At 64.7% G+C, this 23,064-nt stretch carries 18 protein-coding genes; 11 read left to right on the top strand and 7 right to left on the bottom strand.

Going from position 1 to position 23,064, the window contains the following annotated elements:
* Window positions 1–20: 20 nt before the first annotated feature.
* From IGS55_RS23140 to IGS55_RS23115, 6 genes are all read right to left on the bottom strand, one after another.
* A complete protein-coding gene (locus tag IGS55_RS23140) occupies window positions 21–734 on the bottom strand; it encodes an RES family NAD+ phosphorylase (protein WP_230517855.1) in 714 nt (237 codons plus the stop codon).
* Window positions 731–1,168: an MbcA/ParS/Xre antitoxin family protein gene (locus IGS55_RS23135; protein WP_070254193.1), complete on the bottom strand. Its 438-nt coding sequence runs from the start codon at window positions 1,166–1,168 to the stop codon at window positions 731–733. The genes IGS55_RS23140 and IGS55_RS23135 overlap by 4 nt, the downstream gene beginning before the upstream one ends.
* A gap of 80 nt (window positions 1,169–1,248) precedes the next feature.
* The gene (gene fos, locus IGS55_RS23130) at window positions 1,249–1,665 is read right to left on the bottom strand and encodes a fosfomycin resistance glutathione transferase (RefSeq protein WP_230517856.1); all 417 of its coding nucleotides are present in this window, start codon (window positions 1,663–1,665) and stop codon (window positions 1,249–1,251) included.
* Between the two features lie 17 nt (window positions 1,666–1,682).
* The gene (locus IGS55_RS23125; RefSeq protein WP_230517857.1) at window positions 1,683–2,258 is read right to left on the bottom strand and encodes an RDD family protein; all 576 of its coding nucleotides are present in this window, start codon (window positions 2,256–2,258) and stop codon (window positions 1,683–1,685) included.
* Window positions 2,259–2,520: 262 nt separating this feature from the next.
* A complete protein-coding gene (recJ, locus tag IGS55_RS23120) occupies window positions 2,521–4,221 on the bottom strand; it encodes a single-stranded-DNA-specific exonuclease RecJ (protein ID WP_230517858.1) in 1,701 nt (566 codons plus the stop codon).
* Window positions 4,218–5,270, bottom strand: a complete 1,053-nt coding sequence (locus IGS55_RS23115; protein ID WP_230517859.1) for a hypothetical protein — start codon at window positions 5,268–5,270, stop codon at window positions 4,218–4,220. The genes recJ and IGS55_RS23115 overlap by 4 nt, the downstream gene beginning before the upstream one ends.
* Window positions 5,271–5,663: 393 nt before the next feature.
* Here IGS55_RS23115 and IGS55_RS23110 point away from each other — a divergent pair, with 393 nt between their 5' ends.
* The 11 genes from IGS55_RS23110 (at window position 5,664) to IGS55_RS23060 (ending at window position 21,013) form a co-directional block, all read left to right on the top strand.
* A complete protein-coding gene (locus IGS55_RS23110) occupies window positions 5,664–9,167 on the top strand; it encodes an SdrD B-like domain-containing protein (RefSeq protein WP_230517861.1) in 3,504 nt (1,167 codons plus the stop codon).
* Window positions 9,168–9,296: 129 nt separating this feature from the next.
* Window positions 9,297–9,956, top strand: coding sequence for a PEP-CTERM sorting domain-containing protein (locus IGS55_RS23105; protein WP_230517862.1), 660 nt, complete (start codon window positions 9,297–9,299; stop codon window positions 9,954–9,956).
* Between the two features lie 79 nt (window positions 9,957–10,035).
* Complete coding sequence (locus IGS55_RS23100) at window positions 10,036–12,189, top strand: type I secretion system permease/ATPase (RefSeq protein WP_230517863.1); 2,154 nt, start codon at window positions 10,036–10,038, stop codon at window positions 12,187–12,189.
* Window positions 12,186–13,499, top strand: a complete 1,314-nt coding sequence (locus tag IGS55_RS23095) for an HlyD family type I secretion periplasmic adaptor subunit (RefSeq protein ID WP_230517864.1) — start codon at window positions 12,186–12,188, stop codon at window positions 13,497–13,499. The genes IGS55_RS23100 and IGS55_RS23095 overlap by 4 nt, the downstream gene beginning before the upstream one ends.
* 53 nt (window positions 13,500–13,552) lie before the next feature.
* The gene (locus tag IGS55_RS23090) at window positions 13,553–14,800 is read left to right on the top strand and encodes a TolC family protein (RefSeq protein ID WP_230517865.1); all 1,248 of its coding nucleotides are present in this window, start codon (window positions 13,553–13,555) and stop codon (window positions 14,798–14,800) included.
* 94 nt (window positions 14,801–14,894) lie between these two features.
* Entirely contained in the window at window positions 14,895–16,172 is a 1,278-nt protein-coding gene (locus IGS55_RS23085; protein WP_230517866.1) for a lipoprotein-releasing ABC transporter permease subunit, read from the top strand.
* A 102-nt stretch (window positions 16,173–16,274) separates the two neighbouring features.
* Entirely contained in the window at window positions 16,275–17,540 is a 1,266-nt protein-coding gene (locus IGS55_RS23080; protein ID WP_046682975.1) for a lipoprotein-releasing ABC transporter permease subunit, read from the top strand.
* A 16-nt stretch (window positions 17,541–17,556) separates the two neighbouring features.
* On the top strand, window positions 17,557–18,273 hold the full coding sequence (gene lolD, locus IGS55_RS23075; protein WP_139089536.1) for a lipoprotein-releasing ABC transporter ATP-binding protein LolD: 717 nt from the start codon (window positions 17,557–17,559) through the stop codon (window positions 18,271–18,273).
* Window positions 18,274–18,282: 9 nt separating this feature from the next.
* On the top strand, window positions 18,283–19,080 hold the full coding sequence (locus IGS55_RS23070) for a TatD family hydrolase (protein WP_230517867.1): 798 nt from the start codon (window positions 18,283–18,285) through the stop codon (window positions 19,078–19,080).
* Window positions 19,081–19,084: 4 nt separating this feature from the next.
* A complete protein-coding gene (locus IGS55_RS23065) occupies window positions 19,085–20,326 on the top strand; it encodes a PQQ-dependent sugar dehydrogenase (protein ID WP_230517868.1) in 1,242 nt (413 codons plus the stop codon).
* A gap of 213 nt (window positions 20,327–20,539) precedes the next feature.
* Entirely contained in the window at window positions 20,540–21,013 is a 474-nt protein-coding gene (locus tag IGS55_RS23060; RefSeq protein ID WP_230517869.1) for a T6SS effector amidase Tae4 family protein, read from the top strand.
* Window positions 21,014–21,016: 3 nt separating this feature from the next.
* Here IGS55_RS23060 and IGS55_RS23055 read toward each other — a convergent pair whose 3' ends face one another.
* The gene (locus IGS55_RS23055; RefSeq protein WP_230517870.1) at window positions 21,017–23,002 is read right to left on the bottom strand and encodes a helicase-related protein; all 1,986 of its coding nucleotides are present in this window, start codon (window positions 23,000–23,002) and stop codon (window positions 21,017–21,019) included.
* Window positions 23,003–23,064 lie beyond the last annotated feature (62 nt).

Here is a 23,064-nt window from a genome sequence, read left to right as displayed (position 1 = left end):
CGGGTGCCGATGCGCGAGGTTTATTTGCCCGGGAGGGCTTCCACGTGCGGTATCGGCGTACCCCGCCATGTTAACCGATAGGCGGTGCCTTTGCGAACATTGCCGACCAGGGCAGGGCGGAAGCAGGCCAGGTTGGTGCCGCCGGCCAGCCGCGTGCTGGGGAAGATGATGCCCATGGAACCCGCTTCCAGAAGGATGGCGGCCAGGTCTTGCGAAGCGATGTAGCTGGCCGGGTCGAGGCAGGCCGTATAGCGCTCCTGGCCGCGCAAGTCGTGGAAGCTGGCGGAAAAATCGGCCAGCAGCGACTGGTAGCTGACGCTGTCGCCGAAATAGTCGATTTCCTGGTATTCCACGGTCTTGTGGAAAATGATCTCGGCCAGCGCCGTTTTCATGTCGAAGGCGCAATACCAGGCGCCCCGTTCGCCATCGTTGAAACGCGCCCCTTCCGGCCGGGCATAGGTGTAGGCGGCATTGATGATGCGAAAGTGCGGCACGCCAAAAACCAGTTCGTCCACGCCAATTCCTGGCGCGCCGCCGTACTCGGCCACCAGGCGGGCATTCGTCGCGTTATCGAGCTCGAACAGTTCGCGCAGGTGCTCGTCGTCCTCGGCCAAGGGCGCCAGCACGGAGTCTTCCATGTCCGCGAAGCGCGATGGAATCAAACGGCACGTGTCGATCTGGCGCAGCGCGGCCAGCGGCGGCAGCTGTGCTTGCGGCGTGGTCGGCACGATCACAGTCCTCCGCGGCGCGCGTCGAGCAGCTTGCGCACCGTCTGCATGGCCAGCAGGCCGCCGGCCAGCATCTGCGACAGGGGCGTGCGGCCGCCAAACACGGGATTCTTGTTGGGCAGGCTGACCCATTCGTCGGCCAGCTTGTCGCCGTACAGGATGTGCAGGGCCTTGTAGATGCCCAGCAGGTAGGAAATGCGCGTGATGCGGTCCACTTCCAGCACGCGGTCCGGGTGCTTTTTCCACTCGTACCAGGCGCTGCTGGACAGGCCGCCCAGCAGTTCGCGCGCATCGTCGTCGCGCAGTTTCCAGGCGGCGGCCAGCTTGAAAAACCCCTTCAAGGCCGCCTGCGACAATCGCTCGCGCTCGGCTTTGGCGTTCAGGTCGACGAGCACGGCCGGTTCGAAGCGGCTCTTGGGGTAGGCGTAGGCAAGATTCATGATGAACTCCTTTTATGGAATAATATTACTCCTTTTCGGGAATTTGTGCTGTCCTCGTCCAAATGTGCGCGCCCATATCCTTAGCCGTCAAACAATTGCATGCCCGCATAGGGCGCCGCCCGGCAGGCTGCCAGCCGCTGCGCCAGGCTGCCCGCATGGGCTTCCAGCCGGTGGCCGTCCGGATCGAGAAAATACAGGGAATCGCCGTCGCTGCGGTTTTGCTGCCATTCGGGCACGCCGGCGGCGCGCAGGCGGGCGGCAAACGGGGCGAAGTCGGCGGGCGCGATGGAAAACGCGTAATGCGTGTAGCCGGGGCTGGCCAGCACAGGCGTGTCTTGCCCGTCAAGCGACAGGCACAGCCACAAATCACCGGCCGACAGGTACGCGCCCCTGTCCCAGCGGGCATGCAGGCCCAGGCCCAGGGTGTCGCGGAAAAAGACGATGCTGCGCGCCAGGTCGCGCACGGACAGGGTGAGGTGGTTCAGGCCGGTTAACATGGCAGTTTGGACTGTTTTCAGGTGGCAGTGGTCGCCAGCGGCGGCGTTTGCGCTGCGCGGGCGGGGAGTTTGACGACGATCGTGCCGGCCATGAAGTCTTGCAGGGCGCGGCGCTTCTTGTTAAATAATAGCACCACGAATTCGCTGTATATCCATAGTTGCGCCAGCGTCTCGAGCATCCCGGACCAGCTTGGTTTGAAACGGGCCATGTGGGTGGATATTTGCGTGAATGTCATGGCAGCGTAGGCGTTCTCGTCGATGCGCAAGATGCCGATAATGCCGGCAATGGCGGTCAGTGTCGTTAGTGTGAGTAGTACGGAGTAGCGCAGCAGCGCCGCCTGGCGCGTGACGGGACTGCCATCGAGCATACGCACGCGCAATTTGCACAGTAACTGGCCGGGCGTGCCGCCGAATCGGTTGACGAGAACCACATTGTAGGCCAGGCTCAGTGCCAAGCTAGGCAGGAACCAGTACAGCAGGAAAGACTGGCTCCAGGGCATTCCCAGATAAACGATGGGTACCACGAGCGGCAGCATGATGGCCATATCAATAAAAAACGCGCCCAGCCGGCGCCAAAATCCCCCGTATTCCATGCTATGTCTCCTAGTCAAGGCAACCGGCGGCTGCCTGTATGACTAGATACGCTATTGTTTATGGGAAATGTTGGCTATCCGGCGCGCCATTGAGGTGGGGCAATAACACTAGAAACATTGCGACACTTGACAACACCGTAGCGAACGACAGTGAGGCTCGGTGCCTCCTTGTGGCCACGTGGCACTCCAGGGCACGGGGGGGCGAGCCGGTGAGCATCGCCGGCCGCAAAGCGCTTCGCGCAGTAGGTCGTGTCAGGTGTCACTACGCAGGTTCGGCATGTTCTACCATCAGCTGAACTTTCGTGGTCCCATTGTATTCATTCGCATCCAGTCTGAACGCGACGCGCGTGCGTTCGCCCAGTGCATCCGTGTGCCCGAACCAGATGGCGTCGAAGCGCACGCCGTTCTTTTCCAGCAGCAGTTTCAGATGGCGTTCTTTGAGGATGCGCTGGCTGACGACGCGGAACTCGTCGCAGAAGACGGGCGGGGCGAAGCCCTGGCCCCACACTTGGCCATCCATCAGCTCGATGAAGGCCGTCGTGTAATAGGCGTCTTCCAGCGGGCCGTCCGTTTCCACGACCCGTTCCAGCTGTTGGGCGCTGAGCCAGGCCTGGCCCACGGCTTCGAAGGCCTTGGAAAACGCATCGAAGGCGTCGGCGCGGATGGTCAAGCCCGCCGCCATGGCGTGGCCGCCGAACTTGTCGATCAGGCTCGGCGCCCGTTTCGACACGAGGTCGAGCGCGTCGCGCAAGTGGAAGCCGGGAATCGAGCGTCCGGAGCCCTTGATCCAGCCGTCCGCGCCCGGCGCGAACGTGATGGTCGGGCGATAGAACTTTTCCTTCAGGCGCGAGGCCACGATGCCGATCACGCCCTGGTGCCACGATTCATCGAAGACGCTGATGGTGCTGCTGTTGGCCGGTTCGAAAGCGTCGAGGTGCAGCAGGGCCGTGTCCTGCATTTCCGCTTCGATTTCGCGGCGCTTCAGGTTGATGTCGTTCAGTTGCTGCGCCAGCGCCCAGGCGCGGCCTTCGTCGTCCGTGACCAGGCATTCGATGCCCAGCGACATGTCTTGCAAGCGGCCGGCCGCATTCAGGCGCGGTCCCAGGGCAAAGCCCAGGTCGAACGGCGTGGCGCTGCGCGCTTCGCGGCCCGCCACGCGGAACAGGGCCGCCACACCCGCGTGCATATTGCCCTTGCGCATACGTTTGAGACCCTGCGCGACGAGGATGCGGTTGTTCGTATCGAGGCGCACGACGTCGGCTACCGTGCCCAAGGCCACCAGGTCGAGCAGGTTGTCGAGCTTGGGTTGCGTTTGCGCATCAAAGAGGCCGCGCCGGCGCATTTCCGCGCGCAGGGCCAGCAAGACGTAGAACACGACGCCCACGCCCGCCAGATGTTTACTGGGGAAACCGCAGGCGGGCTGGTTCGGGTTGACGATGACGGCCGCGTCGGGCAGGGTGTCGGCCGGCAAATGGTGATCGGTGACGACCACCTGGATGCCGCGCCGATTCGCTTCGGCCACGCCGTCGATGCTGGCGATGCCGTTGTCGACGGTGATGATGATGTCGGGCGACTTTTCGCGCGCCGTCAGTTCGACGATTTCCGGCGTCAGGCCGTAGCCGTATTCGAAGCGGTTGGGCACGATGAAGTCGACGTCGGCGCCCATGGCGCGCAAGCCGCGTATGACCACGGCGCAGGCGGTGGCGCCGTCGCAATCGTAGTCGGCCACGATCACCATGCGCTTCTTGGCGGCAATCGCGTCGGCCAGAAAGACGCCGGCCGCGCCGATGTGCAGCAAGCCCGATGGTGGTATCAAGTCTTTCGGCTCGATCGAGAGTTCTTTCGCGTCGGACAGGCCGCGCGACGCGTACAAGCGGGCCAGCACGGGGTGGATGCCGCCCTGGCGCAGCAATTCGGATTCGCGGTAGGGGCAGGGACGGGTGGCGATGCGGGTACGGGTCATGATGCTTTCAACTTGTTCAGGGTAATCGTGCGCCAGAATTTGCGCTGCGCGTTCTTGCTGGTGGTGCAGGCTAGCCAGGCGTCGCGGTGGCTCAGCACCAGGCGCAACTGGCTCAGGCGGCCATCCTTGAGGGCCGCCAGCAGCGGCGCGAACCAGTTGGCTTCCAGCGCTTGCAACTGCTGCAGCCACATGCCCCATTCCTGCGCCTGCGCCGCTTCGGTCAGGCCGCCCAGCACGACGATCGCGTCCTGTGTGCTGCCCAGCACACTGTTTGGACTGGCATCGCGCCGCGCCGGTTCCGCCAGCGCGGCCAGCCAGCCCGGCGCGTCCTTGGTATGCAGGCTGGCCGCGCAGCGCGCGGGTTCAGCGGTTGCCAGGCTGCCGCCCCAGATCCAGAAGGAATTGATGGCTTTCAAGCCCCGCTCTTCGCGTGCCGCATTGACCGGATGTTCATGCCACAGCATCTGCACTTCGTTTTGCAGGCGGCGCGCGGCCCGCGCATGCTCGCCTTCCGGCATCCACACGGACAAGTCTTGCGTGGTGGCGGCGTCCGGCGTGGCGCACTGCAAGTCGGACCAGGCGTCGGCGCGCATGAACCAGGTGCCCGCGTCGCCATACGCCAGGGGCTGGCCGATCTCGTCGAAATACGGGGCCGCAATGTCGAACAGGGCGCGGCCATCGGCCTCGCTCAGCTTGAGCTGGCGCAAGTCTTCCAGGCTGATATGGCTACGGGCGATGGCCAGGTGGGCCGGATGCAGCAGGAAATAACGCGCACCCGGTTCCGGCACGATGCCGTAGCCGCGCATGGCCTGGGCCGCGAAGGCCGCCTGCGCCGCCTCGCCGTTCGGTGCTGGCGCCAGGCCCAGCGCGTGCGCCAGCCACGCTTCGTGCGGGAGCACGCGGTTGGCATTGTCAAAGGTTTCTAAATTGCAAGTGGAGGTGCGCGACAGCAGGGCCGCCAGCGCGGGCGCCTGCAAGACCTTGAGCAGGTCGGCAGCCAGTTCGGCAGTGGGCAAGGCAAAGGGCAGGACGAGGGTAAGTTGATTCATCCCGAGATTGTAGGCGATTGTGGTGGGGGCCGAGAAGGTGCATCTATTTTCAGGCCCCGGCTGGCAACAGCGCCCGCGCTGGGTATGCTCAAAAAATTATAAAAATTTTATTAATATTGTTGGAAATTAGTTTGCTTTTGAAAATATACTGGATATAATTGCGACAACTTAAATATTAGAAAGACAATCACCCCCTGCTGCGTGGTTGCGTCGTCTGGCTCCTGTGTCCCTCGAAACTGTATACAAGATCTGCCGGCTTCATTTTTTAAACAAGTCCCTTCTTGGAAGCCCACCTATGTATACATTCGCCGCTTTGCGCGGCCAGGCTGATCGCGCCCTGGTCCCCCGTATTTCCGCTCCTGCAGCCGCCGTGGCATGCCGTCAGGAGGCCGCATGACTACCTACAACCTGTCGACCACGGTCCACGTCTGCGAAGACATCAACAAGAATTTCGATATCCGCGACCTGCTGATCCAGGCCGGCTACTCGGTGCAAGGCGAACTGAATATCAAGAATTTCACGGTTTTGTTGCCGGACGATACGGAATCGACGGAGAACACGCCGCTGTTCGGCATGCTCGACGCGGACACCGTGTACGTGCGTCCCGGCGACTGGGCCGCCAACTACAATGGCAGCTTCTCGACCATCGAGGTGACGATCGACAAGGGCAATGGCGACATCGTCCAGCTGAGCCTGCAAGTCATCATCGACCCCGTCAATGACGCGCCCGATGCGGCCGACAAGACTTTCACCCTGGTCGACGGTTCCAGCGTCGTGCTGAGCGAAAGCGATTTCGGCTTCCACGACGACGTCGAGCACGACGGCTTCAAGTCCATCGTCATCACGAATACCACCACGGCAGGCCAGGTCCTGTTGAATGGCGTGGCCGTCGCGGTCGGCACGGAGGTTTCCATCGACGATATCCGCGCGGGCCACCTGGTCTTCGTGCCGAGCCAGACCGTGGCCGGCGACTTCGACCTCGGTTTCAAGGTGCGCGACGATGGCGGCACGGAAGGCTGCAATGCGCAGGACCTGAGCCTGGCGCCCCATTACCTGACCTTCAAGGTGCCGATGGCGCACCTGGGTGATTTCGTGTGGGAAGACAAGAACGCCAACGGCGTGCAGGATGCGGGCGAGGCGGGCATCGCCTACGTCGTGGTGCAACTGAAGGATACGGCCGGCAATGTGGTGGCCTCGACCACGACCGATGCCAGCGGCGGCTACCACTTCGATGTCAACCCTGGCACCTATTCGGTGACCGTGGTGGCGCCTGCCGGCTATGTGCCGACGGCAGCCAGCCAGGGCGGCGACACGGACAAGGACAGCAATATCGATGCGGCCGGCAAGATGGCACCCGTCACCCTGGCGCCGGGCGAGACCAACTTGAGCCTCGATGCGGGGCTGTACCGCGCGGCCGAACTGGGCGACCGGGTCTGGTTCGATACCAACAAGAATGGCGTGCAGGATGCCGGTGAAGCGGGCGCCGCAGGCGTGAAAGTGACTTTGCTCGATGCGTCGGGCAACGCCGTCGGCAGTCCGCTGCTCACGGATGCGAACGGCAACTACCTGTTTACGAACCTGAAACCGGGCACCTACAGCGTGCAGTTCGATAAAACCACCTTGCCAGCCGGCTACGCTTTTACGGGCCAGGACCAGGGCGGCGACGACCAGCGCGACTCGGACGCGAATGCCGACGGCAGGACGGCGCAAGTGCTGCTCGCTTCGGGCGACAGCAACCACTCGCTCGACGCCGGCATCGTCGCCCTGCCAGCCACTCTGGGCGACCGGGTCTGGCATGACAGCAATATGAATGGCGTGCAGGATGCGGGCGAAGCGGGCATAGTCGGCGTCACCGTGCAGCTGAAAAACGCGGCCGGCAATGTGATCGGCTCGACCGTCACGGACGCCGCCGGCTATTACAACTTCAATGTCGATCCCGGTACCTATTCGATCGCCGTCGTCGCCCCCGCCGGTTATCTGACGACGGTCAAGGATGCGGGCGGCAACGATGCGCTCGACAGCGATATCAATACGCTGGGCAACAGCGGCCAGGTGACGGTGGTTGCCGGCCAGAACTACAGGGATCTCGATGCCGGCCTCTACAAGACGGCCTCCATCGGCGACCGCGTGTGGTTCGACGCGAACGGCAACGGCACGCAGGATGCGGGTGAGGCGGGCGTCTGTGGCGTGAAAGTCAACCTGTACAACGCGCAAGGCGCCGTCGTGGCCAGCGCCACCACGGATGCCAGCGGCAATTATCTGTTCAGCAACCTGGTCCCCGGCAATTACTATCTGGGCTTCGTGCCGCCGGCCGGCTACGGCTTCACCAAGGCCGATATCGGCGGTTACGCCACGGATTCGGACGTCAATCCGGCCAACGGCTTTACCACGACATGGGCCACCTTGAAGTCGGGCGATGTGCAGCTGGACTGGGATGCTGGCCTGGTGAAACTCAACACGGCTTCCATCGGCGACCGCGTGTGGGAAGACAATAACTACAACGGCGTGCAGGATGCGGGCGAGCTGGGCGTGGCGGGCGTGAAGGTCAACCTGCTCAATGCCAGCAACGTCGTCATCGCCACGACGACGACGAATGCCAGCGGCAATTACCTGTTCAGCGAACTGGCGGCCGGCGGCTACAAGGTGGAAGTCATCCGTCCATCGGGCTTTTACTACACCAAGGCCAATCTGGGTGTTGACACGGCCGATTCCGACGTCGATGTCAGCACGGGGCGCTCGGCCCTGATCAACCTGGCCGCCGGCCAGAACGACATGAGCTGGGATGCGGGCATTTACCGCAAGGCCAGCCTGGGCGACAAGGTGTGGCGCGATGCCGACCATGACGGCGTGCAGGACTACAACGAGGCTGGCATCGCCAACATCAAGGTGCAGCTGTACTCGGGCAGCGGCGTGCTGCTGGCCACGACCTACACGAATGCCTACGGCAACTATTTGTTCAGCAACCTCGACCCGGGCAGCTATTCGCTCAAGTTCGACAAGTCGGGCGTATATCACGCCGGCTACGCCATGGATACGTGGCGCTGGGGCGCGAAGAACGCGGGCACGAACGACAACATCGATTCGGACGTCAACAGCAATGGCACGACGGGCAACGTGGTCTACACGGACATATTGAAACTGGCGTCGGGCCAGAACGACATGAGCTGGGATGCGGCCATCACGCCCATCGTCATCGACCTCAACGGTGACGGCGTGCACACGATCGCCCGCGCCGACTTCCACGGCAGCTTCGACCTGCTGGGCACGGGCAGCGCCATCCAGACGGGCTGGGTCTCTGCCCAGGACGGCTTGCTGGCCATCGACAGCAATGGCAATGGCAAGATCGACAACATCTCCGAGCTCTTCGGCGGCAATGAGAAGGGCACGGGCTTTGCCAAGCTGTCCGGCTATGACTCGAACGGCGACGGCGTGGTCGATGCGCACGATGACAAGTTTGCGGAACTGCGTATCTGGCGCGACGCCAACAGCAACGGCGTGACGGACGATGGCGAGCTGATGTCCTTGCACGACGCCGGCGTAGCCAGCCTGACGGTCAGCTACACGGAACTGCCATTCCTCGACGCCAACAGCAATCTGCACCTCGAGCGCAGCAGCGCCACCCTGGCCGACGGCAAGACGGTCGACATGACGGACGTGTATTTCAACGTCGACGCCAAGGATGCGGCCGCCGCCGGCGTGGCCTTGCCGAGCATGGCCGACCTGTTGCGCGACGACAGCACGCTCGACGTGGTGCTGGGCCAGGACGGCACGGTCAACACGGTCGCTGCCGCCCAGGCTGCCCCGGCTGCCGAAGCCCAGGCCCAGTGCGAGATGGCCGACCTCTTGCGCCGCGCCATGGCCCACGCGAATACCCAGCCCCAGGAAATGGCTGCCTGATGTCCCTTGCCGGCCCGTAATCCTGCCCGGCAATGCCGCACCGGCGCGCCCATCACGGGGCGCCGGCGCTTTTCCACGCTTTTTTCCACACTTGATAATAGAAATAGGGAAACCACGATGAAACAATCCATGCAACTGTTCGTTCGCGGCGCCATCGCCGCAGCCGCGTTCGCCCTTGCCAGCGGCAGCGCCCTGGCCGCCTCCAACCTGCAAGTCGTCGATTCGCACAGCGTCAGCCTGTTTACGGCTGCCGGTGGCGCCTTCGGCTCGGGCAGCGCCATCTCGCCGACCTTGTGGGAAGTCAAGTACGACAGCAACACCTTCCTGGCGTTCTGCCTCGATCCCCATGTCGCACTGAGCAATAGTTCGAACAGCTACAGCAGCGGCGCCTTTGCCGCCAGCGATTCCGTCAAGCGCCTGTATGAAGGCTATTACGCCTCGTCCATCGCGAATGTGTCGACCAGCGCCAACAGCGCCGCCGCCTTCCAGCTGGCCCTGTGGGAATTGAATAACGACAACACGAACCTGCTGACGGGCGATTTGCGTTTCAAAAGCCTGAGCAATGCCGTCGTCAGCGAAGCCAACACCATGCTGGGCGTGGCCACGGGCAATGGCGCCATCCGGAACCTGTACAACTACACGAGCTTGAGCAGCGTCAACCCGGCTTCGCAAACCCTGCTTGCCGTGTCGCCGGTGCCGGAAGCGCAAACCTGGGCCATGCTGGTCGCTGGCCTGGGCCTGCTGGGCTTCATGGCGCGCCGCCGCAAGGGCGCTTCCGCGCTTAATTAATCAACGCTCATCGCGCAAGCGATAGCGTTCCCGCTGCGGCGCGCCGACAGGCGCGCCGCAGCGTCTTAGTGTAATCATCATGACCCCATCTCCCGATACTTCCCCCGCTTTTGACGGCAAGCCTACTCATGCCATCGCCGAGGCCATCGTCTTCCTGGCGCGCTTTTTCGGCGTGGCCGTGCAGGCCGAGCGCCTGCGCGCCAGCGTGACCGCGCATGGTGATCCGGCCGCCGCCGACTTTCTCGAGCAGGCGCTGACGCAGGCCAGCCTGGCCGGCACGGCGCTGCCGGCAGACAAGCCGCGCCGCGCCACGGAAATGCCGGCCTTGCTGCTCAACGGAGAAGGGCAGGCGCTGGTGGTGCTGGCCATTGCTGACGGCAAATACGAATGCCACGTGCCCGGCATCGAAGGCAGCGCCTGGTTTGAGGCGGCCGCGCTGGCGCAGGGAGTGCCCGATGCACGCTGGGTGGCCGTGCGGCCCGTAGTGTTTTTCGACCAGCGCAGCTTGCTCTACAGCATGCCGGTGGCGGGGAGCTGGTTCTGGGACGTGTTCAACCGCAACCGCTGGGTTTTCCGCTGGGCCCTGCTGGGCACCCTGGTGCTGAACGTCATCGGCGCGCTGGTGCCGTTCTACGCGATGGCCGTGTATGACCGCGTGATCCCCAACAATGCCACGTCCAGCCTGTGGGTGCTGACCATTGCCGTGGTGGCGTTGACGGGCTTCGAGCTGGCCCTGCGTTTGCTGCGCGGCGAACTGGTGGAAACGGCGTCGCGCCGCATGGATGTGGCGCTGTCGTCGAACATCTTTGCCCAGTGCCTGCGCCTGCGCGCGGCCAGCCGGCCCGCTTCCGGCGGCACCCTGGCCAATACCGTGCGCGATTTCGAATCCGTGCGCGAATTCTTTGCCTCCACCACCTTGACGACCCTGGGCGACTTGCCGTTCCTGCTGCTGTTCCTGCTGGTGATCGCCCTGGTGGGCGGCTGGCTCGTGCTCGTGCCCCTGGCCGTCATCCCGATTTTGCTGCTGGTGGCCTTTGCCTCGCGCGCGGCCCTGGCGCGCCATGTGGCCGCCTCGATGCAGGAAAGCGCGCAGCGCACGGCGCACCTGTTTGAAACCATGAACGGCCTCGATACCATCAAGGCGCTGGGCGCCGAAGCGTGGAGCCGGCGCAAATGGGAAAGCCTGACGGTGGCCATCGCCGCCAACAGCGTCGAGACGCGTGAAATCGTCAGCAGGGTCAATTACATCAACACGGCCGTGCTGGCCCTGTCCGGCGTGGCCGTGGTGGCCACGGGCGCCTTGCTGATGGGGGAACACCTGCTGACCCTGGGCCAGATCATCGCCGTGAGCATGCTGACGGGCCGCGCGCTGGCGCCCGTGAGCCAGATCGCGGGCCTGATCATGCGCTGGGAGCAAACCAAATTGTCCTACCACGCCCTCAATAAAATCATGGAAGCGCCGACCGATGACGACGCGGCGAGCCTGCAGGCGCCACCCCTGTCCGGGCGCATCGAGTTTCGCGACGTGGGCTTTGCCTACCCGAATTCGCCGCCGCTGCTCGATAAACTGAATCTGCACATCCGCCCCGGCGAACGGGTCGGCGTGATCGGCAAGCTCGGTTCCGGCAAGAGCACCTTGCTGCGCCTGCTGCTGAATCAATATGGCCCGCAAAGCGGCAGCGTGCTGTTCGACGACCTGGCCAGCACCCAGCTCGAACCATTGAGCCTGCGCCGCCAGATCGGCTACGTGCCGCAGGACGTGACCCTGTTCCACGGCACCCTGCGCGAAAACATCGAACTGGGACGCAGCCAACCCGACGACGCCAGCCTGCTCGACGCCATCCGTCTGGCCTGCCTCGACGACATCATCACCCAGCTGCCCAACGGCGTGGCGACGGAAGTGGGCGAGCGGGGCGAGCGCCTGTCCGGCGGCCAGCGGCAAGCCGTGGCCATGGCCCGCGCCTTGCTCGCGAAACCGTCCATGCTGCTGCTCGATGAGCCGAGCAGCATGTTCGACCCGGCCACCGAGCAGCGCTTGATCTCCCGGCTGCGGACATTGAAAGACACGACCATCGTGCTCGTCACCCACCGCATGGCCATGCTGGCGCTGGTGGACCGCCTGATCGTCTTTGACAAGGGGCGCATCGTGGCCGACGGCCCGCGCGATGAGGTCATGCGCGTGCTCAATAACCAGACGGCCAGGCCTGCGGCGGAACAGGGAGTGGCGGCATGAGCGCCCCGAACGCCCGCCCGCTGCCAGCGGCCCACCCGGACCCGGAACGCGAACCGCGGCGCATCGTCCTGTGCATGCTGGCCTTGATCGCCGTGCTGCTGGTGTTGATCCTGGCCTGGGCCACCTTCGCCCAGCTCGACGTGTCCGTGAATGGCCGTGGCGCCATCACACCGCCGTCGCATCTGCAGGAAGTGCAAAGCCTGGAAGGGGGCATCGTGCGTGAAATGCTCGTGAAACCGGGCCAGCGCGTGCGGCGCGGCGACTTGCTGCTGCGCCTGGACACGGCCCAGTACGAGGCCAATCTGGGCGCCAGCGTGCAAAACCGCCTGGCCGCGCTGGCGGGCAGGGCGCGCCTCGACGCGCTGCTGTCCGGCGGCGCGCCCCGGTTTGCGCCGGAATGGCAGCAGGAGGCGCCCGAGCTGATCGCCAAGGAAACGCAGTTGTGGCGCGATGGCCAGCGCGAATTCGCGTCGGCCACGGCGGCCGCGCGCGAAGGCGTGACGCGCCGGCGCGGCGAGCTGGCCGAGGCGCACAGCCGCATCGCGCAACTGGACACGGGCTTGAGAATCGCGCTGGAAAGCCTGTCGATCGAAGAGCGCCTGTTCAAGGAGGGCGCCGGGTCGCGCGGTGACTATCTGAATGCGCAGCAGCGCGTGCAGCAGCAGCGCACGGAACTCGACAGCCTGCGTGCGTCCGTGCCGCGCCTGACGGCCACCCTGGCCGAGGCGCAGGCGCAGGCGGGCGAAGTGGAAGCGCGCATGCGCGGCCAGTGGGGCGCCCAGCGCAGCGAATATGAAACCAAGGCCGGCGCCCTGGCCAGCACGCTCAAGGGCCAGCAAGACCAGGTCAGCCGGCGCGACGTGACCGCGCCCGTCGACGGCGTCGTCAACCGCGTGCTGGTGGCAACCGTCGGCGGCGTGGCGCAGCCGGGCAAGCCTATCCTGGAAATCGTGCCCGCCGATTCGGAAATGCTGATCTCCGTGCGCGTCAAGCCGTCGGACATCGGTTTCATCCACGTGGGGCAGCGCGCCTCGGCCAATGTGCTGGCGTATGACGCCACCACCTATGGACGCATGCAGGCGCAGGTGGTGCGCGTGGGCGCCGACGCGATTCCCGACGAACGCAACGAGCCGTATTTCGAGGTGCAGCTGAGTACCGACCGCAGCCAGCTGACGGCGCATGGCAAGGTGCTGCCGGTGACGCCCGGCATGCCCGTCGACGTGGGCATCCTGACGGGCCGCCGCTCGGTGCTGCAATATGTGTTCAAGCCCGTGCTGCGCGGCTTGCAGTCTTCCCTGCAGGAGCGGTGATGCGTGCTTTTTTACTTTGCATGGCATTTGCCTGCGCCAACGCGGCGGCCCAAATGGCCCAACCCGCGCCACCGGCCGCTTTCCAGGCGCAGTCCGCGCGCGGCTTGCCCGCCTTGCTGGCCCGCGCCGTGCCGCGCGATCCGCAGGTGATCGCGGCGCAGGCGGCGCTGGCCACCACCGAAGCGCGCTACAGGCAGGCCCGTTCGCGTTTGTTTCCGACCGCGGCGCTGCAGGCGACGCGGGGGCGCAGCAATGACCTCGATGGCGCACTGGACGTGGAACGCCGCACGCACCAGGTGGAAGCGAGCGTGCGCTGGAACGTGTACAACGGCGGCGCCGACCGGGCCGAACTCGATGCGGCCGGGCGCGAGATGGCGGGCGCCGCCTTCGACGTGGAACGGGCGCGCGCGGACAGCGCGGAAAAGCTGGCCGAAGCATATTTCGACATGCAGCGCCTGGAACGCAGCCTGCTGCAGTCGCAGGAACGCCTGCGTGACGTGACGCTGCTGGTGCGGCAAGTGACGCGCCAGGCGGAACTGGGCAAGGCGTCGGAAGTGGACCGCGAACTGGCGCAAAGTTCGCAGCTGGACGCGGAACTGGTGCACGACGGCTTGCTGACGGACCAGCAGGCGGCGCGCATCAAGCTCGAAGCGCTGGCCTTCGAACCGGTGGCGCAGTTTGCCGATTTCGCGTTTGCGCCGCTGCCGGCGCAGGCCCTGGAAAACGCCGACACGCAGCACGCGCAGTTGCGCGCCGCGCGCGAGCGGGCGGCGGCCGCCCAGCTGCGCGTGCGCGGCGTGGCGGCCACCCTGGCCCCGAAAATCGATCTGAACGTCAGCCATCTGCTCAATAACAAGACGACGCCGCCGCCATCGACCATCCAGCAGCGGGGCTGGTCGGTGGGCGTTTCCTGGGAATTCCCGCTCGGCGGGGGCAGCCTGGCGCAGCGCGACGAGAGCATCAGCCGCGCCCAGGCGGCCGATGCGGACGTGGCGCGCGCCGAGCAGGGCACGCGCGCCGACCTGGCCAGCATGCTGCCGCGCATCGCCAATGCGCAGCGCACCCTGGCCCTGCTCGAGGAACAGGAAAAGAAGATGGCCTTCGTCGTGCGCGGCGGGAGCATCCAGTATGAGGCGGGCCGGCGCAACCTGCAGCAGGTCATCCAGACGCGCGACAGCTACTTCACGATACAGCAGCGGCGCAGCGACCAGTTGCACCGTTTGGCCCTGGCGCAGATGCGCCAATATGCGCTGGCGGGGCGGTTGCTGGACGCGTTCGGCCTGGCGCAGGAGGCAAAATAGGGCCGGCGTGCGCTGTTTCACGCAGACTTGATGCATGAAATGCCCATTATGTGGCACACTGCGCGCTCGCATATCATCGTTGTCGCGGGAGCGCATGAGCATCATCAAACAATTTCCCTTCGAGTGGCAGGTCGGCGTGCGCTATACGCGCGCCGGGAAACGCAGTGGCCGCAACAGCTTCATTTCCTTCATCTCCCTCATTTCCGTGGCCGGTATCGGCCTGGGCGTGGCCGCCCTGATCGTCGTGCTGTCCGTCATGAACGGCTTCCAGAAGGAAGTCACGGACCGGCTCATGTCGGTGCTGGCCCACGTCGAGGTGTTCGATACCAGCGGCTCCATGCCGAACTGGCAGGCGCAGGAACGCGCCGCCTACGCCAACCCGCAAGTGAAAGCCGTGTCGCCATTCGTGGAAACCCAGGGCATGCTGCTCAACGACGAAACCATGCGCCCGTCCGTCGTGCGCGGCGTGCTGCCGCAGCAGGAAGCCACCGTCTCCAGCGTGGCAAGCCAGATGAAAGAGGGCAGTTTCAAGGAACTCACGCCAGGCTCGTACAACATCGTGCTGGGCATCGACCTGGCCAAGGCGCTCGACGTGAAAGTGGGGCAGAACGTCACCCTGATGCTGGAACGCGAGCCGAGGGCGGGCGATCCGGCCAACGGCATCGTCATGCCGCGCATGCGCGCGCTCAAGGTGGCCGGCATCTTCGAGGCGGGCCACAATGAACTCGATGGCAGCCTGGCCTTCGTCAACATGCAGGACGCGGAGCAGCTGCTGCAGCTCGACGGCCCGTCCGGCCTGCGTCTGCGTTTGCACGACATGAACAAGGCGCCGCAGGTGGCGCGCGAATTGAAAGCGTCGATGCCGGGCCAGCTGTGGATGCGCGACTGGTCGCGCGCCAGCGCCAGCTGGTATGCGCTGGTGCAAAGCCAGAAGAACATGATGTTCATCATCCTCAGCATGATCATCGCCGTGGCCGCGTTCAACCTCGTCTCGACCCTGGTGATGTCGGTCACCGACAAGCAGGCCGACATCGCCATCCTGCGCACCCTGGGCGCCTCGCCGTTCTCCATCATGAAGATTTTCATGATCCAGGGCGCGCTGGTCGGCTTGCTGGGGAGCGCCCTGGGCGTCATCGGCGGCGTCGTGCTGGCGCTGAACGTGGGCGTCATCGTGCCCTTCATCGAAGGCATCTTCGGCCTGCACTTCATCTCCAAGGAAATCTACCAGATCAGCGCCGTGCCGTCCGACGTGCACTGGCTGGACGTGGCGCAGATCGGCCTGATCGCCTTTGGCCTGGCGCTGGTGGCGACCATCTACCCGAGCTGGCGCGCCGCGCGTGTCAAGCCGGCCGAGGCGCTGCGCTACGAATAGCTGGCTTGTAAAACCGGGATCAGACCCGCCGGGTCTGACCCCAGCCCTTCGCTTTAAGGGCTAACGCGATGATATGTTGCTTACAAAAGAATTAATGAATCAATGAGCATGTTAAAAAATCTTCCCTTCGAATGGCTGGTCGGCCTGCGCTACACGCGGGCCGGCAAGCGCAGTGGCCGCAACAGTTTTATCTCTTTTATTTCGCTCATTTCCATGGCCGGCATCGGCCTGGGCGTGGCCGCCCTGATCGTCGTGCTGTCCGTGATGAACGGCTTCCAGAAGGAAGTGACGGACCGCATGCTGTCCGTGCTGGCCCACGTGGAAGTGTTCGACAACAGCGGCAGCATGCCGGACTGGCGCGCGGAAGCTGCGCAAGCGTTCAAGAATCCGGCCGTGAAGGGCGCCGCGCCGTTCGTGGAAACGCAGGGCATGCTGCTGCGCGACGATGCGCTGCGTCCCGCCATCGTGCGCGGCGTGCTGCCCGAGGAAGAGCCGAATGTCTCGGACGTGGCCGGCCAGACGCGCATGGGCAGCTTCAAGGCGTTGCAGCCGGGCACCTTCAATATCGTGCTGGGCATCGAGCTGGCGCGCGCCTTGCGCGTCAACCTTGGCGAAAAAGTCACCTTGATGCTGGCGCAGGGCCAGGTCACGCCGGCCGGCGTGCTGCCGCGCATGCGCAGCTTTACCGTCAGCGGCATCTTCCAGGCGGGCCACAATGAATTCGACGCGGGCCTGGCCTTCATCAATATCGAAGACGGCCAGCGCCTGCTGCGCCTCGACGGTCCATCGGGCCTGCGCCTGCGTCTGGCCGACATGAACCAGGCGCCGCAAGTGGCGGCGGAACTGAAAAAAACCATGCCGGGCGACCTGTGGCTGCGCGACTGGTCCAAGTTGAACGCCAACTGGTTCGCCGCCGTGCAGACGGAAAAGCGCATGATGTTCATCATCCTGACCCTGATCATCGCCGTGGCCGCCTTCAACCTGGTGTCGACCCTGGTGATGACGGTGACGGACAAGCAGGCCGATATCGCGATTTTGCGCACCTTGGGCGCCTCGCCCCGCTCCATCATGAAGATCTTCATGATCCAGGGCGCGCTGGTGGGCATCCTGGGCACGATCCTCGGCGTGGGCGGCGGCGTGCTGGTGGCCATGAACATCGACGTCATCGTGCCCTTCATCGAGCATTTGCTGGGCGTGCAGTTCCTCTCCAAGGACATCTATTTCATCAGCACCGTGCCGTCCGACCTGCGCTGGCCCGACGTCACCAAGATCGGCGTGCTGGCCGTGATCCTCGCCTTTTTGGCGACCCTGTACCCAAGCTGGTGGGCTGCCCGCGTGAAACCTGCGGAAGCCCTGCGCTATGAATAAACCACTGACTACGACCATGACCGATCTGAACAAACCTGCTTCCAATGGCGGCGCTGCCGTCCTTTCCTGCCGTGGCCTGGGCAAGACTTTCACGCAGGGCAGCTACAAGGTGCAGGTGCTGGCCGGCATCGACATCGACATCCACCGCGGCGAGCGGGTCGCCATCGTCGGCGCCTCCGGCTCCGGCAAATCGACCCTGCTGCACCTGCTGGGTGGCCTCGATACCCCGACCAGCGGCAGCGTGACCTTGCTGGGCAAGGATTTCGCCACCCTCAGCGAAAAGGCGCGTGGCGACTTGCGCAATGCCTCGCTGGGCTTCGTCTACCAGTTTCACCACCTGCTGCCCGAGTTTTCCGCGCTCGACAACGTCGCCATGCCCTTGATGATCCGCCGCATGAAGCGCGCGCCGGCCACCGAGCTGGCGCAGCAAATCCTCACGCGCGTGAACCTGGCCAAGCGGGTTACGCACACGCCCGGCGAGTTGTCGGGCGGCGAGCGCCAGCGCGTGGCCCTGGCCCGCGCCCTCGTCACGCAGCCGGCCTGCGTGTTGGCCGATGAACCGACGGGCAATCTTGATCACGCCACTGCCGAACAGATTTTCGACCTGATGCTGGAACTGTCGCGCACCCTGGGCACGGCCTTCGTCATCGTCACGCACGATATCGAACTGGCCAAGCGCTGCGACCGCGTGCTGCGCCTGACGGATGAAGGGCTGCAACCGTACCAATACTAGGAGTCCGCCATGTGGATCGACACGCACTGCCACCTCGACGCGCATGAATTCGGCAGCGAATCGCTGCAGGTGGCGGCGCGCGCGCGGCAGCAGGGCGTGGCGATGATCGTCATTCCCGCCGTCGAACGGGCCAATTTCGCCATCGTGCGCGACCTGGCGGCAGCGGCGCCCAACGCCTGCTATGCGCTCGGCATCCACCCGATCTACGTGCCGCATGCCACCGATGACGATTTGATCGCCCTGCGCGAGGCCGTGGCGCTGGCCATGCATGACCCGCGCTTTGTCGCCATCGGCGAGATCGGCCTCGATTTCTTCATCCCCATGCTGTGCGAACCGGCCATGCGCGCCAAGCAGGAGCATTTTTTGCGCGAGCAGTTGAGAATCGCCCGCGACTTCGACCTGCCCGTGCTCACCCACGTGCGCCGCTCGCAGGACATCGTCCTCAAGCACGCGCGCCAGATCCGCCCGAATGGCGGCATCGCCCATGCGTTCAATGGCAGCTTCCAGCAGGCGCAGGGCTATATCGACCTCGGTTTCAAGCTGGGGTTTGGCGGCGCCATGACGTTTACGCGCGCCTTGCAGATACGCCGCATGGCCACGGAATTGCCCCTGGACGCCATCGTGCTGGAGACGGACGCTCCCGATATTTCCCCCAGCTGGGTACACCCGGGCCGCAACAGCCCCGAAGAATTGCCGCGCATCGGCGCCGTGCTGGCCGAACTGCGCGGCCTGGCATTGGCCGACGTGGCCGTTGCCACCAGCGCCAACGCGCGCGCCGTGATGCCCCGATTACCTTTGATGGAATGAGACCATGAACAAGAAAATGCTCGCGGGTGCCCTGGCAGCCTGCATGTCCAGCGCGTTTGCGCCCGCCATGGCGGCCGCCGGTGCCCAGTGTGACGGCATGCCCCGTCTCGACGTCGCCACGCCGGCCGGCTTTTGCGTGGCCGTGCTGGCCGAGGGCCTGAAATTCCCCCGTGGCGTGCTGCCGCTGACGAATGGCGACATCCTCGTCACGGACATGGTGGGATGGGCGCCGAAACAGGGCAAATTGTGGCTGTTGCAGCCGAAGGCTGCCGGCGCCGGCTACGAGCGCAAGCTGCTGCTCGACAAGCTCGATCGCCCGAACGGCATCGTGCAGGGGCCGGACGGCATGGTCTACGTGGGCGAAGTAGGGCGCATCTTCCGCTTCGACCTGCGCGACGCCAAGCGCACCCTCACCGACGTGATCGGCGGCAGGTCCAAGACGCCGCGCCTGCCGGGCCTCGGTTTGCACCTGCTGACGAATATGCGCTTCAGCCCCAAGGGCGACCTGTATGTGAACGTGGGCTCGAGCACCGACCATTGCGAGAACGATGGCAAGGCGCCCGATCCAACCAAAGCCTGTCCTTCGGCGGAGGGACTGGAAGCGCTGGGCGCCATCCGCGAATACACGATGGCCTGGCCGGCTGGCACGGTGACCAGCTGGCGCACGCATGCGCGCGGCTTGCGCAATTCGATGGCACTGGCTTTTCACCCTGCGACGGGCGAGCTGTGGCAGGCGGAAAACTCGCGCGACGCCATCCAGGCCGCCATGCCGCAACTGAAAAGCGACGAGAACCTGCCGCACGAGGAACTCAACCTGATCAAGGCCGACCGGCACTACGGCTGGCCGTACTGCTATGACGACAACGTCGCCAGTCCCGAATATCCGAAGACGGCTTGCGACGCCCAATATGCGGCGCCGGAGCGCCTGCTGCCCGGCCACGCCGCGCCGCTGGGCATGACCTTTTACACTGCCAGCCGCTTCCCGGCGCTGTACCAGAATAGCCTGATCATCGGCTACCACGGCTACCGCAGCAACGGCCACCGCCTGGTGGCCCTGCTGCCCGACAAGGCCGGTGCGCCGCTGGGCAAGTCCGTCGATTTGATCGGCAACTGGGAGCGCAAGGGCAAGCAGGGCAGGGGCGCGCCCGTCGACGTGAAGCTGGGGCAGGATGGCGATATCTATATGGCCGACGACCATAATGGGCTGGTGCTGAAACTGCATTATGCGGCGCCGGGCAAACCGTAACTTTCACCGGTTTCGTACGTGTAGGTCGGATTAGCGGGGCAACGCCGCGCGTAATCCGACATCATTGTTGGCGTTACAGGTGTTGTCGGCTTACGGCCTTTGGCCTAAGCCGACCTGCCGGACCTACGCTTGACCTCGCTCAGTGCGGGGCTGCCGCATCGTCCTACAATCGGCCTGATGTTCCCTGTCGACCAGGGAAGACGGGAGGCTGGCGTGAAACCTGCATTCATCAATCTGCGTGAAAATTACTCGAGCGTGGCGGCCGTCGACCAGGCGGCCCTGTTCCGCGAAATCGGCTGGGAAGACTTGATCGGCAAGGACAGCTTTGCCAACACCTGCGCCATCCGCGTCAGCCTGGCCCTGATCAAGGCCGGCGTGAAGGTCAAGGGCCGCATGGCCATCCGCAGGGGCCCATTCAAGGGCGCGCTGATCGAACCGGGGCAGGCCAAGCTGGCGCACATGCTGGCCAGTCCCTCGCTGTTCGGCGCGCCCGAAAAATTCGCTGCCGATGCGGCCATCGAAGGCATCGGCCAGCGCCAGGGCCTTGTCGCCTTCTTCCGCATTCCCGGCTACCTGGGCGGCGCCGGTGGGCATATCGACATCCTGCTGCCGTCCACCGGCGTGAAGGTGTGCGGCAGCGAGTGCTACTGGGATTGCGCCGAAGTGTGGTTCTGGGAATTGCGGTAAGGCCTATTTGAACTTCTTCGACCGTCCGCGCGAGGCCGCGTTGTGCGCGCGCAGGATGGAATCGACCCGCTCCGACGCATCGCGCGACAGGTTTTGCGCCACGTCGATATCGGGGAAGAATTCGGGCAGGCGGTAGCTGAGCCATGCATACGCCGAATAGTAGCGGCAAGTGTCTTCCACCTGCTGCAGATTCTGCGTGCCGCCGCCATATGCATGCTGGCGCAGGGTGCTGACTTTTCCCTGCGACAGATTCTTCGCCCAGTGTTCCCACGCCGTTTGCAAGGACGGCACCTTGCTCGATATCGGTACCAGCGACAGGGTGAACTTGTCGGCCACGGACAGGGGCAGGGTGTCGAGCCAGACGGCACGCTCCTTCTGGTCTTCCGTGATGCGGGGGAAGAAGAAACCATCCGGTACGTCGATATTGTGGATGAAGCGGCGCAGCAGTTTTGACAGCGACAATTCGCCCGTCACCGATGAAATGCGGTGCAGATGTTCGAGCGACGGCGCCACGGCAAAGCCGCTCGTGTTCAGCGGGTGCAGCTTTTCCTTCAGCAGGGCGCGCATCACTTCATGCGTCTCGTTGTCGTAGCCGGCCACCAGGCCCTCTTCATGCACGCCGTAGCGGCCCGCGCGCCCGGCGATCTGGCGCGCCAGAGCGGCTGAAATCTCCTCCTCTTCGCGGCCATTGTATTTGACGCAGGTGGTCATGACGATACGCGCGATCGGCATGTTCAGGCCCATCGCCAGCGCATCCGTGCCGACGACGATATCGGCCGTGCCGTCGCGGAAGCGCTGCGCCTGCGCGCGCCGCACTTCGGGCGACAGGTTGCCGTAGACGGTGGCCACCGACAGCCCCGTTTCCGTGATCATGTCGCGCCACATCAGCACTTCGCGGCGCGAAAAGGCGATGACGGCGTCGCCGCGGCGCAGGTTGCGCACCTTGCGCACGGCCGTCGGCTCCATCGACAGGGGCGCCATGCGTTTTAATACGTGCACTTCCAGCGGGCATTCGAGGCGCTCGGCCAGCGCCTCGATGGCGCGCCGCGCTTCGGGGGCTCCTACCAGGTAGACCGTGTGGGCGGGCGCGCCGCAGACGGCCGCCGTCCACGCGGCACCCCGGTCCGGGTCTGCCAGCATCTGGATTTCATCGATGACGGCTACTTCCACGACGGTTTTCGTGTCCAGCATTTCCACCGTGCTGGCCACGTGCGTGGCGCCGTCGACGACCCGGCGCTCCTCGCCCGTGATCAGGCTCACGGCCAGCGGTTTGCCGTGCGGCGCGGCTTCCTGCAGGCGCTCGTAATTTTCCAGGGCCAGCAACCGCAATGGCGCCAGATAGATGCCGCTCTTTGCCTTGACCAGCGCTTCCATGGCGCGGTGCGTCTTGCCGGAATTGGTGGGACCCAGCAGCGCGATGAAGCGGCGCGGCAGGCGGCGCGCCATCTCGAACGAGGCCGGATATTCGGCCAGGTTGATGCTCTGGCGCGTGCGCGCCGCGTGCTGCTCTTCCTGCTGGCGCTCGATGGCGTGATTGAAGCGCTGGCGGATGCGGTCGAACACCATGCCGGCCGGCTCCGACGTCTGCATGTCGGCCAAGGTGTGCAGGAAAACCATCGGGTCCGTGTCCACGTCCTCGCTCAAGCCCGCGATATCGGCGACGAAATCGAGCACGTGCTGGCGCAGCTCCTCGAACACGGCCGCGCTGGCCCGTTCGCGCACGAGGGCCAGCTTGGCCTCGCGGTCCATCTTGCGCCACTTGGCCGGCCGCGCCAGCACGCCCTGTGCGGGCACCAGCGCATACGGCACCACCAGGTGGCCCGCCTTGACCACGCCGGAAAAGCGCACGAAGACGCGGCCTTCCATCTTGACGAGACGGATATGCTCGGCCAGCCCCCCCAGTTCCGCGACGAGAGTAGCGTCGTTATTGTCTTCGCTGCTGTCGGAAATATCGGTGGAAGTGTCGGGAGGAAGTGCGGAGGAAGTCATGTCGTGCCTGGGTGTTGAAGTAAGCGAGGCCGATTATACCGTCGATGGCGGTGGCTGGTGGT

This window comes from Janthinobacterium sp. EB271-G4-3-2, from assembly GCF_020858035.1.
GTDB lineage: Bacteria > Pseudomonadota > Gammaproteobacteria > Burkholderiales > Burkholderiaceae_D > Janthinobacterium > Janthinobacterium aestuarii.
This window is presented reverse-complemented; position numbering and strand designations above follow the sequence as displayed.

What these genes read in the sequence shown, in the direction of transcription:
- IGS55_RS23135 (WP_070254193.1), bottom strand. Translation starts at nt 1,168, where the DNA reads ATGAATCTTGCCTACGCCTACCCCAAGAGCCGCTTCGAACCGGCCGTG.
- fos (WP_230517856.1), bottom strand. Translation starts at nt 1,665, where the DNA reads ATGTTAACCGGCCTGAACCACCTCACCCTGTCCGTGCGCGACCTGGCG.
- IGS55_RS23125 (WP_230517857.1), bottom strand. Translation starts at nt 2,258, where the DNA reads ATGGAATACGGGGGATTTTGGCGCCGGCTGGGCGCGTTTTTTATTGAT.
- recJ (WP_230517858.1), bottom strand. Translation starts at nt 4,221, where the DNA reads ATGACCCGTACCCGCATCGCCACCCGTCCCTGCCCCTACCGCGAATCC.
- IGS55_RS23115 (WP_230517859.1), bottom strand. Translation starts at nt 5,270, where the DNA reads ATGAATCAACTTACCCTCGTCCTGCCCTTTGCCTTGCCCACTGCCGAA.
- IGS55_RS23110 (WP_230517861.1), top strand. Translation starts at nt 5,664, where the DNA reads ATGACTACCTACAACCTGTCGACCACGGTCCACGTCTGCGAAGACATC.
- IGS55_RS23105 (WP_230517862.1), top strand. Translation starts at nt 9,297, where the DNA reads ATGCAACTGTTCGTTCGCGGCGCCATCGCCGCAGCCGCGTTCGCCCTT.
- IGS55_RS23100 (WP_230517863.1), top strand. Translation starts at nt 10,036, where the DNA reads ATGACCCCATCTCCCGATACTTCCCCCGCTTTTGACGGCAAGCCTACT.
- IGS55_RS23095 (WP_230517864.1), top strand. Translation starts at nt 12,186, where the DNA reads ATGAGCGCCCCGAACGCCCGCCCGCTGCCAGCGGCCCACCCGGACCCG.
- IGS55_RS23090 (WP_230517865.1), top strand. Translation starts at nt 13,553, where the DNA reads ATGGCCCAACCCGCGCCACCGGCCGCTTTCCAGGCGCAGTCCGCGCGC.
- IGS55_RS23085 (WP_230517866.1), top strand. Translation starts at nt 14,895, where the DNA reads ATGAGCATCATCAAACAATTTCCCTTCGAGTGGCAGGTCGGCGTGCGC.
- IGS55_RS23080 (WP_046682975.1), top strand. Translation starts at nt 16,275, where the DNA reads ATGAGCATGTTAAAAAATCTTCCCTTCGAATGGCTGGTCGGCCTGCGC.
- lolD (WP_139089536.1), top strand. Translation starts at nt 17,557, where the DNA reads ATGACCGATCTGAACAAACCTGCTTCCAATGGCGGCGCTGCCGTCCTT.
- IGS55_RS23070 (WP_230517867.1), top strand. Translation starts at nt 18,283, where the DNA reads ATGTGGATCGACACGCACTGCCACCTCGACGCGCATGAATTCGGCAGC.
- IGS55_RS23065 (WP_230517868.1), top strand. Translation starts at nt 19,085, where the DNA reads ATGAACAAGAAAATGCTCGCGGGTGCCCTGGCAGCCTGCATGTCCAGC.
- IGS55_RS23055 (WP_230517870.1), bottom strand. Translation starts at nt 23,002, where the DNA reads ATGACTTCCTCCGCACTTCCTCCCGACACTTCCACCGATATTTCCGAC.